Source organism: Qipengyuania sp. BR81-2 (assembly GCF_055693895.1).
In genome coordinates this window covers 1,609,896-1,623,199 of the sequence record NZ_CM146344.1, presented here as the reverse complement: position 1 = coordinate 1,623,199, position 13,304 = coordinate 1,609,896, and the positions used below count along the sequence as shown (strand labels likewise).

Here is a 13,304-nt window from a genome sequence, read left to right as displayed (position 1 = left end):
GTGGCAATTAGCAATCGATCCATCCGGCCAGCTCGCGCCGCAACAAAGTTTCGAGCATTGCGAGGCCAGCATCCGAAGTGTTGAGGCAGGAGAGCGCTGCAAACTTCTCGCCGCCTTCCTCGATGAACTGCTCACGCCCTTGGATGGCGAGTTCCTCGAGCGTTTCGAGACAGTCGGCCGAGAAGCCCGGAGCCGCAATGGCGAGACGCTTGGTGCCCTTGGCTGCCTCTTCGCTGATCACCGTGTCGGTCGCCGGTTCTAGCCATTTGGCGGGGCCGAAGCGCGACTGGAAAGTCGTGCGGATGCGCATGTCGAGGCCCGCAAGCCGCTCCTGCAACAGGCGCGAGGTCTTCTGGCAGTGGCAGTGATAGGGATCGCCCAGCTCCAGCGTGCGCTGCGGCATGCCGTGGAAGCTCAGCAGGAGGACTTCGGGCGTGAAATCGAGCGCGTCCAGCTGGCGCGTGATGTCGGTCTCGAGCGCGTCGATATAGGCAGGGTCGTCATGATAGGGCGGGAGCGTACGCAGGCTCGCCTGCCAGCGCATCTCCTTGAGCTTGTCGGCCGCCTTGTCGACCACCGTCGCCGTCGTCGCGCCCGAATATTGCGGATAGAGCGGAGCGAGCAATATGCGATCGCAGCCGGCATCCATCAGCTTCTGGATCTGGTCGGGGATCGAAGGCTTTCCGTAACGCATGGCCCAGTCGATCATGACGCCCTCACCAAGCCGGTCCTGCATGGCCTCTGCCTGCTTGCGGGTGATGACGGCGAGCGGCGAGCCTTCTTCGGTCCAAACCTGGCTATAGGCGTGCGCGCTCTTTTTGGGACGCGTGTTGAGGATAATGCCGCGCAGGATCGGCTGCCATGCGATTGCCGGTATCTCGACCACGCGGCGGTCTGACAGGAATTCGGCGAGGTAGCGCTTCACGGGGCCCTTCTCGGGCGCATCGGGCGTGCCGAGGTTCACGACAAGTACGCCGATCCTGCCGGACTTTGCCGGCGGATGGTCTGCGGGGAGTTTCTGTTCTTGCCAGGTCATGATCGTTCGCTGAAGAACGGGAGTTGCTGCATTCGCGTTCCCGTCGTTGTGAAGAGGGCGTTTGCGATCGCCGGCGGGGCGACTGCCACGCCGAGTTCGCCGGGGTCGAACGGCTCTGCCTCGCTGGCGATGAAGTCGACCACGATTTCGGGGCAATCGGCAAGTCGCGGAAGGCCCAGCCCGTCGAGCCGCTTCGGCACCGGATGGCCATCGCGGAAGCGCAGCGATCCTCCCGAAGCCAGCCCAAGGCCGAAAACGAGCCCGCCCTCGATCTGCTGGCGCGCGATATCGAGATTGACGATCCGCCCGATGTCCACGGTCGCAACCAGCCGCGAAACGCGCATGCGGCCCTCGCCCCTGCCGACCTGCGCCACGCAGGCTATGTGCCCAGCGCGCGCGGGATCGCTTCCCATGCGAAGCATCGCGATGCCCTGCCCCGACCCTTCCTGCGCGCCGTCCCATTCGCCGAGGCGCGAGGCGCGGCGCAGGCATTCGGCCATGCGCGGCGCGCCGCCCAGCATCGCCATCCGGTAGAGGAAGGGATCGCGGCCCGCAGCTGCCGCCAGTTCGTCGACGAAGCATTCGGTGGCAAAGGTCGTCCAGACATGCGCCCCACCGCGCATACGTCCGGCGGGCAAGCGGATACTGGCAGGCACATGTTCGACCGCGACATGCGAAATACCGTAGCTTGGCACGGCGCCCTCGGTCATGAAGGGATCGGCTTCCTCGCGGCCCAGCTCCTGTGCGGCTTCCGGCACGAGATTGTCGAACAGCCGTCCGCCCATTTCACGGATGGCGGAAGGCGCTATGACCCGCGAGCGCCATGCGACCGGCTGCCCCTGCGCCCCGAGGCTCGCTGAAATCTGCACCGAAACCGGCGGACGCGGAGGGACTGCCTGCAGGTCCTGCGCCCGGCTCCAGACGAGCTGCACCGGACGCCCGACCTGCTCGGCAATCTGGGCGACCTCGATCGCATGCTGTTTCTCAAGGCGGGCATCGAAACTGCCACCCGCGGACACGGGATAGAGAACGACGTCGTCAGGCGAGATGCAGATGGCCTTGGCGGCTGCATCGCGTGCAGCGGCAGGCGCTTGCGAAGCGATCCACAATTCGAGTCGTCCGTCTTCGAACCGCGCGGTCGCGCTGGCCGTCTCGAGCGGCGCATGGGCTGCGGGCGCGAAATCGTAGCGGCGCACCGTAGCCGATTCGCCGAGCATGCCGTCGGGATCACCGATCGACGCCAGCCGCTCGGCGTTGTCGTCGCCCATTTCGATAGCGCGCTCCATGTCGCTTTCGAGGACGATCTGTTCGAGCGCTCCGGGTCCGGTGAAATGGGCCCTCATCCGGCCGAGAGCCTGGTCCGCGATCCACCAGCTGTCTGCAACGGCGGCGATCCAGCGCTTGGAGGTCACGACCGTGCGCAGACCGCGCATGCCTTTCACCGCATCCTCGTCGAAGCGGAGCAGTTCGGGGAGGCCAGCAGGACCGTGCCGGATCGATGCAAAGAGCATCCCCGGCAGGCGAACGTCGCCTGCAAATATGTGGCTTCCGTCGACCTTCGAAGGCAGGTCGAGCCGCGGGAAGATCGTGGAGGCATCGGCCTCGCCCGGGATCGGTTCTTCGGAAGCGGGAAGCGGGCGCAAGGGAGCGGGGTCGGGCGGGTCGAGACGCGTCGCTTCCATCGCAAGCTCGCCGAAGGCCAGGCGCGTGCCTTCGTGGATGACGAAGCCCTCGACCACCTCGCATTGCTCGGGCGCGACGTCCCAGCGTTCGGCGGCAGCACGGGTAAGCATGTCGCGCGCGCTTGCCGCGGCCTCGCGCAAGGGGCGCTCGTAGGCGGCAAGGCTGGTGCCGAGCGCTGTCGCGTTGAAATCGCCGCGGCGCGCGAAGCGTTCTACCAGCCATGCATCCTCGCTATCGGCCTGCGCAGGGAAGCTCGACCATAGCGGCGACCAATGCGCGGCGAGCGGGAGGTTGGCGAAATGGCCCGAAGGCGGCGTCGGCTCGATGCCGATCTGGCGCCAGTCGGCACCGAGTTCGGTGGCCGCAACCTGCGCAAGGACAGTGCCGACGCCCTGCCCCATCTCGAGCTGAGGGACTGCGACGGTGACGACGCCGTCGCGACCGATCGTCAGCCATCCCTCGAACAAAGCCTCGCCTTCGCCGGCGACCATCGGGCTGCCATAGCTGCGCGGCCATAGCGTCCAGGCGACCAGCAGTCCGCCGCCCGCCGCCGCGCCGATCATGAGCTTGCGGCGCGAGACCTCGATGCCGCTCAGTTTCTCGCGGATATCCATTCGGCGAGCTTTTCTGCAATCGCGTGGAAAGGCGCAGCGTTGGGGCCGTCACCGGCTGCGGGCGGCTTACCCGCATCGCTTCCCTGCCGGATTGCCATCGCCAGCGGGATACGGCCGAGGAAGGGCAACTCCAGTCGGCCCGCAGCCGCCTCGACGCCGCCGGCACCGAAGGGATCGGAAACCTCGCCGCACTTGGGGCAGGCATAGCCCGACATGTTCTCGACCAGCCCGATCACCGGTACACCGGCCGTATCGAAGAGCTGGCCGGCCCGCGCCGCGTCAATCAGCGCAAGGTCCTGCGGCGTGGAGACGAGCACGGCGCCCGCCGGCTTGAACTTCTGCAGCATGGTGAGCTGCACATCGCCCGTGCCCGGCGGCAGGTCGATCAGGAGCACTTCGGTGTCGGGCGACCAATGCGCCTCGATCAGCTGGCCGAGCGCGCCAGCCGCCATCGGACCGCGCCAGGCGAGCGCCTTGCCCGGCGCGACGAGGTGACCCATCGAAAGGTGGTCCACGCCATAGTCGCTGCCGAGCGGGACCGGCTTGTTGTCGCGCGCATCGGGCTTTGCGCCCTGCGTGCCGAAAATGACCGGCTGCGAGGGTCCGTATATGTCGGCATCGACCAGTCCGACCTTCACCCCGCGCTTCGCCAGCGCGATCGCGAGGTTGGCGGTGAGCGTCGACTTGCCGACGCCGCCCTTGCCCGATCCGACTGCAATGATCATCGGCCCCTTGCGTTCTGCCGTCATCACGACGCGCACGTCGTTCACGTCCTCGCGCGCAGCCACGGCGGATGTGATCTCGGCTTCCAGCGCGCCGCGCTGCGCCTCGGAAAGGCCCGCCACATCGAGGACCAGCGTCGCGCGTCCTTCATTGAGGACGCTACCGGTTATACGGGCGCTGATTTCGGGGGGCAATTGGTCTTTGAAAAGCGTGTCGCTCATGGAGCGCGCTGCTGTAGCATCGAAAAGCGCGCCGCAACCCCTGTTTTTCCTGCAAAGCGTACCTATAAGACAAATATGAGACTTTTGGACGGGCTAGGACAGAGGATCCGCCTCGCAATGGCAGGAAACAATCCATGGGGCGGGGGTGACGATTCCTCCGGCTCCGGTAATGACGGTGAAGCGCCCAAGGGCGACAAGGGAAGCGGCAAGCCCAAGGGCCCACGCAATCCTTGGCTCCCCCGGGTTCGGGTGGCGGCGATGGTCGCCGCGGCCCCAATATAGAAGATATCTTCAAGAACCGCGGTCCCGAAGGTCCGCGTCGCAAGGGCGGTGGTCCCGGCGGGCCGAATTTCCGTTTCCCGCAACGCCCCGGCGGCAAGAGCTGGTTCCCTGTGGTGGTCGTCGGCATCATCGCGCTGGGCCTGCTCGCCACAAGCGTCCACCTGATCGGCCCGCAGCAGCAGGCTGTCGTGAAAACGCTCGGTAACTACACCCGCACGATGGATTCGGGCCTCAAGTTTTCTGCGCCGTTCCCCTTCGAGACGGTCGATGTCGAAGACGTTCAGGGCGTGCGCGCCGTGCGCATCCCCGGCAACAACAGCCAGGTGAAGCTGATCCTGACGGGCGACCAGAACCTCGTCGACCTCAGCTATATCGTGCGCTGGAACATCAAGGACCTCGCCGATTACAAGTTCCGCGTCGTCGATCCGATCGAGACCGTGAACGAAGCGGCAGAAGCCGCGATGCGCGCCGCCGTTGCCGAGAAACAGCTCGACGAGACCTTCTCGGGTCAGGGGCGTGCCTCGATCGAACAGGATGTCCGCGAGCGAATGCAGGAAACCCTCGACAGCTACCGCGCAGGCATCCGCGTACTCGGTGTCGAAATCGAGAAGGCCGACCCGCCGAGCCAGGTGGTCGATGCCTTCCGCGACGTGCAGGTGGCGGAACAGAACGCCGATGCCGCACGCAACCAGGCGCAGGGTTACGCCCAGCAGGTGCTCGCACAGGCACAGGGTGAGGCCGAAGCCTTCGACAAGGTCTACGAGCAGTATCGCCTCGCACCGCAGGTGACCCGCCAGCGTCTCTATTACGAGACCATGGAGCGGGTCCTGAGCAAGACCGACAAGACCATCGTGGAAGCGCAGGGCGTGACGCCCTACCTCCCGCTTCCCGAAATCCGGCGCCGGGCCCAGGAGACCCAGCCTACCACCACCGTAACCGCGCCGGGAGGAAACTGAGATGCAGCGTATCTGGGAAGATTATCGCCTCGCCATTATCGCGCTCGGCGTAGCGATCGTAGGCCTCCTGATGAGCGTCTACGTCGTGCCCGAGGAAGAACAGGCCGTCATCGTGCGGACGGGTAACCCGATCGGGACCGTCAACACGCCGGGCGGCGAAACCGATGCGGGAATCTATCTCCGCATGCCCTTCGTCGACCGCGTCGTGCGGATCGAAAAGCGCCTCCTCGACCTCGAAATGAGCGACGAGGAAGTGCTTTCGAACGACCAGCAGCGCCTGCTCGTGAACGCTTATGCGCGCTTCCGGATCACCGATCCGGTCCGCATGGTCGAACGCGCAGGCACCACCGAAGGTGTACGCAACGCGCTCGAGCCGATCCTCAACTCGGTCCTGCGCCAGGAGCTGGGACGCCGGACCTTCCAGGCCATGCTGACCGCGGAACGCGGCTCGGCGCTGCAGAACGTGCGCAACAATCTCGACCGCCAGGCCCGCCAGTACGGCGCCGAGGTGGTGGACGTGCAGATCACCCGCACCGACCTTCCCGAAGCGCCGCTCCAGTCGGCCTTCACGCGGATGGAATCGGATCGCCAGCGCGAAGCCCGTGCGATCCGTGCAGGTGGTTCGCGTGATGCCCGGATCATTCGTGCAGACGCCGATGCGGAAGCAGCGCGCATCTATGCCGCAAGCTTCGGCAAGGACGCGGAGTTTTATGACTTCTACCGCGCGATGCAGAGCTACGATGCCACCTTCGCTGCGGAGAACGGCGATGCTGCCAGCAGCATCATCCTCTCGTCGGATAATGAGTATCTGCAGCAGTTCCGCGGACGGCGTTGACCGTTTATCGACCGGTGGCGGTCCATCATCGCCCCGTTCAAGGCGCATTCAGCGCCGGATTGCAGTCCTCATGCCGGAACCGCGAGGCCGGTCCGGCATAGGATATGCGTGAGACCCGCACTCGCCACTTTGAAGAGGATCGAGAAAAGGACGTGAAGCCCGTGCGTTATGCCTACTCCGTAACCGCCGCCCTGTTGGCCGGTGGTGCAGCCCTTTCGCTGGCAGGTTTCCCTGCCGGGGCGCAGGTCGCCCAGAACGACGATTCGACCATGGCAAGCGTGGTCCCGCGCGCCGGTGCACCGGCAAGCTTTGCCGACCTGACCGAGCAGTTGCAGCCCGCAGTGGTCAACATTTCAACCCGCCAGCGCGTCGAGGTCTCGCGCGGCACCAACCCCTTCGAGGGCACGCCGTTCGAAGGCCTGTTCAACCAGCGCCGCGGACAGCAGGACGAAGAACCGCAGTATCGTGAAGGCCAGTCGCTCGGCTCGGGCTTTCTCATCTCTGCCGACGGTTACGTGGTCACCAACAACCACGTGGTGAGCCCTTCGGGTCGTGCGTCGATCCAGGAAATCACTGTCACCCTGCCCGATGGTACCGAATACGAAGCAGAGCTCGTCGGCACCGATGCGCAGTCGGACCTCGCCGTGCTCAAGGTGAACCGCAGCACGCCCTTCCCCTTTGTCCAGTTCGGCGACAGCGCGCAGGCGCGTGTCGGTGACTGGGTCATCGCGATCGGCAACCCCTTCGGCCTCGGCGGCACCGTGACCAGCGGCATCGTTTCGAGCGTGCTTCGCTCGACCGGCGGCGGCGCCTATGATCGCTACATCCAGACCGATGCCAGCATCAACCGGGGCAACTCGGGCGGTCCTCTGTTCGACATGCAGGGCAATGTGATCGGCGTGAACAACGCGATCATCTCGCCGACCGGGGGCAGCGTCGGCATAGGCTTTGCGATCCCTGCTGAAACCGCAGCCCCGATCGTCGACAAGCTCGTACGCGGCGTCGAGATCGAACGCGGCTATCTTGGCATCCAGATCCAGCCGGTGACCGAAGACGTCGCTGCCTCGCTGGGCCTCCAGCGCAATCGCGGCGAGATCGTCCAGATGGTGCAGGCAGGCGAAGCTGCCGAGCGCGCCGGGATCGAGCCGGGCGATATCGTCCTTTCGGTAAATGGCCGTGAGGTCACGCCCGACCAGACCCTGTCGTTCCTCGTCGCCAATGTCGCACCGGGCACGACCATTCCGGTCGACCTGATCCGCGACGGCGAGCGTCGCCGTATCAATGTGACCGTCGGCAAGCGCCCGAGCGAAGAAGAACTTCGCCAGCGCCAGATGTTCGATCCGGACGCCGAGCCCGAAGAGGACATGTCGCCGAGCGACAATGAAGTGATCGAGGAACGCCTTGGTCTCCAGGTCCTCATGCTCACGCCGCAGATTGCCCGTCAGATCGGTGCCGATGCGGATACGCAGGGCCTCGTCGTGGCGATGGTCGACCGCAACTCGGACGCCGCCCGCAAGGGCCTGCAGCGCGGTGACATCCTTCTCACGGCCAACTACCGCAGGCTGGAATCGGTCGAAGATCTCGAAGACGCGGTTCGCCGCGCCGAGTCCGACGACCGCGACGCCGTGCTCCTGCGGGTACAGCGCCGTGGCGGTGCGCCCCAGTACATTGCGGTGCGCCTCCGCTAGGCCGCACACCTCGGCCAAACAGAAACAGGCCCTTCCGGTTCGCGCCGGAAGGGCCTTTTTCTGCGCCGCCGCCAGCCGGATCAGTTGCGCGGCGGCCTTTCAGGTCGCGGCGGAGGCCGGTCGCGCCCGATAGCACCGTCGAGGAAGTCGTCGCCGATAGCCTGCGGCGCTCCATCTTCGCCCACGCCCGTCGGACGTGGTCCCGGAACGCGCTCTACCGGTGGCGGTGCGGGCACACGCGGACGCATGCCGTCTTCGCTACCGAAGGGGTCGCCTTCCTCGGGGAAGGGAATCGCGCCGCCGGGGCGATCGCTGCGACCGGGCTCGATCAGATTGCCCTGCTCGTCGATGTAGTAATAATCGTCCGGGTCGCCGAAGAAGTAGTCGTCCTCCTCGTCGAGCTGCCATTCGGGCAGCTGCAGCGCGGTATCGAATTCCTCGACCGGGCGATCCTTGACCGCATGGCGCATGTAGGCGGCAAAGGCCTGCGCGGGAGCACGACCGCCTTGCAGCCCGCCGACGCGGCGATTGTCGTCCCGGCCCATCCACACGCCGGTGGTGATGCCGGAAGAGAAGCCCACGAAATAGCCATCCTTGTTCGAACTGGTGGTGCCGGTCTTGCCGGCCACCGGCCTGCCGATCTGTGCTGCGCGCCCCGTGCCCGTCTGCACGGCGGCCTGCAGCAGGTCGGTGATGCCGCGCGCGACATGGTCGGGAATGAGTTGCGTGCTGCGGCTCTTCTCGTGCTGGTAGAGGAGCTCGCCCTCCGCCGTCGTCACTTTGACAATCCCGTAGGGATCCACCGAAGCGCCTTCGGCGGACACGGCGGCAAATGCGCGCGTCATGTCGAGGAGGCGGACCTCGTTCGCGCCAAGCACCATCGCCGGATAGGTGTTGATCGGCGTGGTCACGCCGAAGCGGCGCGCCATCGACGCGACCTGGCTGAAGCCGACCTCGTTACCCAGCTGGGCGGCGACCGTGTTGATCGAATAGGCGAAGGCAGTGCGCAGGTTCGTCTCGCCGATATTCCGGCCGTTCGAATTCCTCGGACTCCATCCGCCGATCGAGACCGGCGTATCGACCACGCGGTCTTCCGGCGTGTAGCCGGCTTCAAGCGCGGCGAGATAGACGAAGAGCTTCCAGCTGGAACCGGGCTGGCGCATCGCATTGGTCGCGCGATTGTAGTTGGTCTCGACATAATCCGTCCCGCCGACCAGCGCGAGAATCGCCCCGTCACGATCAAGGCTGACGAGCGCACCCTGGGCGCCCTCCGGCGCGTTGGCCTGCACTGCCGCCGTGGCAGCAGCCTGCATGCCCGGGTCCAGAGTGGTCCAGACTTCGATCGGCTCGAAAGTTTCGGGCAGCAGCAGGTCGAGCTGGGGCAGCGCCCAGTCGGTAAAGTAGCGGACCGAATTCTGGCCGACCTCTTCCTTAAGCCTGACCGCCGAGACATCGACGGTCTCGTTCTGCGGGATGCGACCCTGCTCCTTCATCAGGCGGAGCACGACGCTCGCGCGGCCGACCGCCGCATCGACATCTGCCGTGGGCGAGTAGCGGCTCGGCGCCTTCACGAGGCCGGCAATGATCGCCGCCTCGGCAGTGGAGAGCTCGGTCGCGGGATGGCTGAAGAACTTCCGGCTCGCCGAATCGATGCCGTAGGCACCGCCGCCGAAATAGACCTTGTTGAGATAGAGTTCGAGGATCTGCTCCTTGGAGAACTTCCACTCGAGCGCCATCGCGAGAACCGCCTCGCGCGCCTTGCGGTCCAGCGTCCGGTTCGAATTGAGGAACACGTTGCGCGCCAGCTGCTGGCTGATGGTCGAGGTGCCGCCGACACGCGAACGCTCGCCAGTGATGCCTTCCATAATCGCACCGGTCAGGCGGACCACGTCGACACCGGGGTGCGAATAGAAGCGCCGGTCCTCGACCGAGATCATCGCGTCCTTCATGACCTGCGGGATCTCTTCGGACGAGAGCCATTTGCCGTAGCTCGGTCCCAGCTCCACGATCTCGGTACCGTCGCGCGCGCGCACGACGATAGTCTGCGCATTCTGCGTGGCCTTTAGCTGGTAGAAGCTCGGCAGCGAGCGCGCGGCAAAACCTACCGCGATCGCAAGGAAGAGAGCGCCAAGCAGGACGAGCGCTCCGCCCCAAAGGGCAATGCGCTTGCTCCACAGCTTGAGGGCACTGTAATCACGCTTGCCTTCCGCTTCGGCGCGAGCGGCGCGTTCCGCGCGTTTCGAGCTTTTGCGGCGGCTGCCTCGTTTGGTCATGCTAGGCTGAAATCCTCAATTCGCTTGGCGATCGATGCCGCGTCATATCCGCCACTTTCTTGCATGGCGAGACGTAACAGCAGGTGAACGCACAAGAGATACCGGCGCGCGCAGCCTCAGTCCTCGGGCTCGAAGTCGAGCGCCGCAGAGTTGATGCAATAGCGCAGGCCCGTTTCGCCCGGACCGTCGGGAAAGACGTGACCCAGGTGACCGTCGCATTTGGAGCAGACGACTTCCGTGCGGATCATGCCGTGGCTGGTGTCGCGATGCTCGTCGACAGATTCCCCGTCTGCAGGCGCAGTGAAGCTCGGCCAGCCGCAACCGCTGTCGTATTTCTCGCTGCTTTCGAACAGGAGTTGCCCGCAGGCCGCGCAATGATACTCGCCCTCGGCCTTGTTCTTGTCGTACTTGCCGGTGAAGGCTCTCTCGGTCCCTTTCTCCCGCAGGATATGGTACTGCTCGGGAGTGAGCTTCTCGCGCCATTCGGCGTCGGTCATGGCGAGCTTCTCGGTCAAAACGCATCCTTTCGCTTGTCGGGTGCCCTACACCTACCCATATAGGCAAACAGGATGCGGGACGCACGGTTCCGGCTTTGGCTTGACGATTCGCAAGTCCGGGGCTAAGTGCGCCGCTTTCCGGCGGTACATCCGCCTTTTTCGACACGACCAGACACAGATTTTCGCCGCTCTTTCGTGCGGCCTGCACCGAGGACACACATGGCCAACACGCCGCAAGCCAAGAAGCGCATTCGTCGCAACAACCGCCGCGCAGAGATCAACGGCGCGCGCATGAGCCGCATCCGCGGTTTCGTGAAGAAGGTCGAGACGGCCTGTGAAGCCGGCGACAAGGACGCCGCCCAGACCGCACTCAAGGCAGCCCAGCCCGAAATGGCTCGCGGCGTTGCCCGCGGCGTGATGCACAAGAACACGGCCGCTCGCAAACTGAGCCGCCTCACGAAGCGCGTCGCAGCGCTCTGATTCGCCGCCGGCTCCGGCCGGATCGGGACGAGATTTGAAGGGGTCGTCGCGCCAAGCGACGGCCCCTTTGTCATGCTGCAAGCGCACATCGCGATGCAACGCCGGTTGCTCTCTCAGTTAAGTGACGCAATTCCCGCGATTCGCATGATGCTAAGGGACCTTTTCATTTAAAAACAATAAGATGAACGCAGCCCTGCGGCATTGCGGGGAGTCAACAAGTTTATTTCAGGTTTTTTACAGTTATCCCCCTTGCGACTCATCCGCAGGGCGACTTACACAATGGGAACGCTCGGGGGGGACAGCCCGAGTTTTTTAAATCGATGGCCATCATGGGGGGTACCCGCGGAGCAACGATTCCGCGGAGCGGCGGAGCCGTGCCGAAACCCCTGGATGGAAGACTAGAACAGATAGCTCTTGGACGGGCTGCTCGGGGGATAACAAAGTAATGGCAAAAGCGGGTGAGTTCGCTGGCAAGCGGAAGGCGACAGACGACATGGAAGACCTGGAGGCGGTAAACCTGGCAGCGGATTGGGCCGACATCAGCCAGGGTCTCCGAAAAGATCTGGGTCACCAGTTGCACAGCCAGTGGATCAAGCCGATCCAGCTCGGCAAGATCGATACCGAGACCGGCACGCTCGATCTCTACCTTCCGACCGAATTCAGCGCGAACTGGGTGAAGGATCGCTTCGCCGACCGGCTGAGCCTCGCCTGGAAGATCGCCCGCAGCGAAGTGCGCAAAGTCGCCATCTCGGTCCACCCGGGGCGCCGCCAGGTCGCAGACCTCCAGCTGCACAATGACGGCCGCCGCCCTGCCAATGATGCCGACACTTCGATGATGGCGATCGGCGCCGATACGCTCGGCGATTCCGGCTTCACCTCCTCCGTCGGCCTCGACGCCTCGCTGACCTTCGCAGCCTTCATCACCGGCGAAGCCAACATCCTTGCCTTCAATGCGGCGCAGCGAATGGCCGCGACCGAGAAGCCGCAGTTCAGCCCGCTCTACCTCAAGGCCGCTACCGGCCAGGGCAAGACGCACCTGCTGCACGCCATCGGTCACACCTTCCTGCAGACGCACAGCCGCAGCCGCATCTTCTACTGCAGCGCCGAACGTTTCATGGTCGAATTCGTCCAGGCCCTGAAGGCCAACCGGATGATTGAATTCAAGGCCCGCCTGCGCAGCTTCGACCTACTGCTGGTCGACGACATCCAGTTCATCATCGGCAAGGCTTCCGCGCAGGAAGAACTGCTCTACACGATCGATGCGCTGCTCGCCGAGGGCAAGCGCCTCGTCTTCGCCGCCGACCGCGCCCCGCAGGCGCTGGACGGTGTCGAACCACGCCTTCTGTCGCGCCTTTCGATGGGCCTCGTTGCCGATATCCAGCCGGCCGATATCGAGCTGCGCAAGAAGATCCTGCATTCCAAGCTCACCAAGTTCGCGCCGCTGGCCGTGCCGGAAGACGTACTCGACTTCCTCGCCCGCACCATCACGCGCAACGTGCGTGAACTGGTCGGCGGCCTCAACAAGCTGATCGCCTATGCGCAGCTGACGGGACAGGAGGTCTCGCTCCAGCTCGCCGAAGAACAGCTGACCGACATCCTGTCGGCCAACCGTCGCCGCATCACGATCGACGAGATCCAGCGCACGGTCTGTCAGTTCTACCGCATCGACCGCAGCGAAATGTCGAGCAAGCGCCGCGCACGCGCCGTCGTCCGCCCGCGCCAGGTGGCAATGTATCTCTCGAAGGTGCTCACCCCGCGCAGCTATCCCGAAATCGGCCGCAAGTTCGGTGGCCGCGACCACTCGACGGTGATCCACGCCGTGCGCCTGATCGAGGACCTGCGCCAACGCGATGCCGACATGGACGGCGACGTTCGCAGCCTGCTGCGCCAGCTCGAAAGCTAATACCGGGAATTCTCACAGCCCTTCGGTTCGCTTATTCAGAGGGGAGAGTGCTGTCCGACAGGTCCATCGCAGAGGCCTGTCGACAGTTTCCGCACAAGCTGCCAACAGGTTTT

General features: G+C 64.8%; 10 protein-coding genes. 5 read left to right on the top strand and 5 right to left on the bottom strand.

Annotated features, from left to right (window positions below; all coding sequences use genetic code 11):
- Nucleotides 1-7: 7 nt before the first annotated feature.
- The 3 genes from hemH to ACZ1G8_RS08105 are packed head-to-tail and all read right to left on the bottom strand — an operon-like array spanning nucleotide 8 to nucleotide 4,082.
- Entirely contained in the window at nucleotides 8-1,036 is a 1,029-nt protein-coding gene (hemH, locus tag ACZ1G8_RS08115; RefSeq protein ID WP_472678951.1) for a ferrochelatase, read from the bottom strand.
- Entirely contained in the window at nucleotides 1,033-3,333 is a 2,301-nt protein-coding gene (locus ACZ1G8_RS08110; RefSeq protein ID WP_472678950.1) for a xanthine dehydrogenase family protein molybdopterin-binding subunit, read from the bottom strand. The genes hemH and ACZ1G8_RS08110 overlap by 4 nt, the downstream gene beginning before the upstream one ends.
- Nucleotides 3,312-4,082 (bottom strand): P-loop NTPase, encoded by a 771-nt coding sequence (locus tag ACZ1G8_RS08105; RefSeq protein WP_472681220.1) that lies wholly within the window; start codon nucleotides 4,080-4,082, stop codon nucleotides 3,312-3,314. Before ACZ1G8_RS08105 ends, ACZ1G8_RS08110 begins: the two co-directional genes overlap by 22 nt.
- Before the next feature lie 425 nt (nucleotides 4,083-4,507).
- Here ACZ1G8_RS08105 and hflK point away from each other — a divergent pair, with 425 nt between their 5' ends.
- The 3 genes from hflK (at nucleotide 4,508) to ACZ1G8_RS08090 (ending at nucleotide 8,038) form a co-directional block, all read left to right on the top strand.
- A complete protein-coding gene (gene hflK / locus ACZ1G8_RS08100; RefSeq protein ID WP_472678949.1) occupies nucleotides 4,508-5,515 on the top strand; it encodes a protease modulator HflK in 1,008 nt (335 codons plus the stop codon).
- A 1-nt stretch (nucleotide 5,516) separates the two neighbouring features.
- Nucleotides 5,517-6,350 carry a protease modulator HflC gene (gene hflC, locus ACZ1G8_RS08095; protein ID WP_472678948.1) on the top strand — a complete coding sequence of 278 codons (834 nt, stop codon included), beginning with the start codon at nucleotides 5,517-5,519 and terminating at the stop codon, nucleotides 6,348-6,350.
- 104 nt (nucleotides 6,351-6,454) lie between these two features.
- Nucleotides 6,455-8,038 carry a Do family serine endopeptidase gene (locus ACZ1G8_RS08090; protein ID WP_472678947.1) on the top strand — a complete coding sequence of 528 codons (1,584 nt, stop codon included), beginning with the start codon at nucleotides 6,455-6,457 and terminating at the stop codon, nucleotides 8,036-8,038.
- Between the two features lie 80 nt (nucleotides 8,039-8,118).
- Here the strand turns inward: ACZ1G8_RS08090 and ACZ1G8_RS08085 are convergent, their stop codons facing one another.
- Entirely contained in the window at nucleotides 8,119-10,311 is a 2,193-nt protein-coding gene (locus tag ACZ1G8_RS08085; RefSeq protein WP_472678946.1) for a transglycosylase domain-containing protein, read from the bottom strand.
- A 116-nt stretch (nucleotides 10,312-10,427) separates the two neighbouring features.
- On the bottom strand, nucleotides 10,428-10,808 hold the full coding sequence (msrB, locus tag ACZ1G8_RS08080; RefSeq protein ID WP_409996145.1) for a peptide-methionine (R)-S-oxide reductase MsrB: 381 nt from the start codon (nucleotides 10,806-10,808) through the stop codon (nucleotides 10,428-10,430).
- Nucleotides 10,809-11,027: 219 nt separating this feature from the next.
- Between msrB and rpsT the strand changes: the two genes are divergently transcribed.
- The gene (gene rpsT, locus ACZ1G8_RS08075; protein WP_221429310.1) at nucleotides 11,028-11,288 is read left to right on the top strand and encodes a 30S ribosomal protein S20; all 261 of its coding nucleotides are present in this window, start codon (nucleotides 11,028-11,030) and stop codon (nucleotides 11,286-11,288) included.
- Between the two features lie 445 nt (nucleotides 11,289-11,733).
- A complete protein-coding gene (gene dnaA, locus ACZ1G8_RS08070; protein ID WP_472678945.1) occupies nucleotides 11,734-13,191 on the top strand; it encodes a chromosomal replication initiator protein DnaA in 1,458 nt (485 codons plus the stop codon).
- Nucleotides 13,192-13,304: the final 113 nt, after the last annotated feature.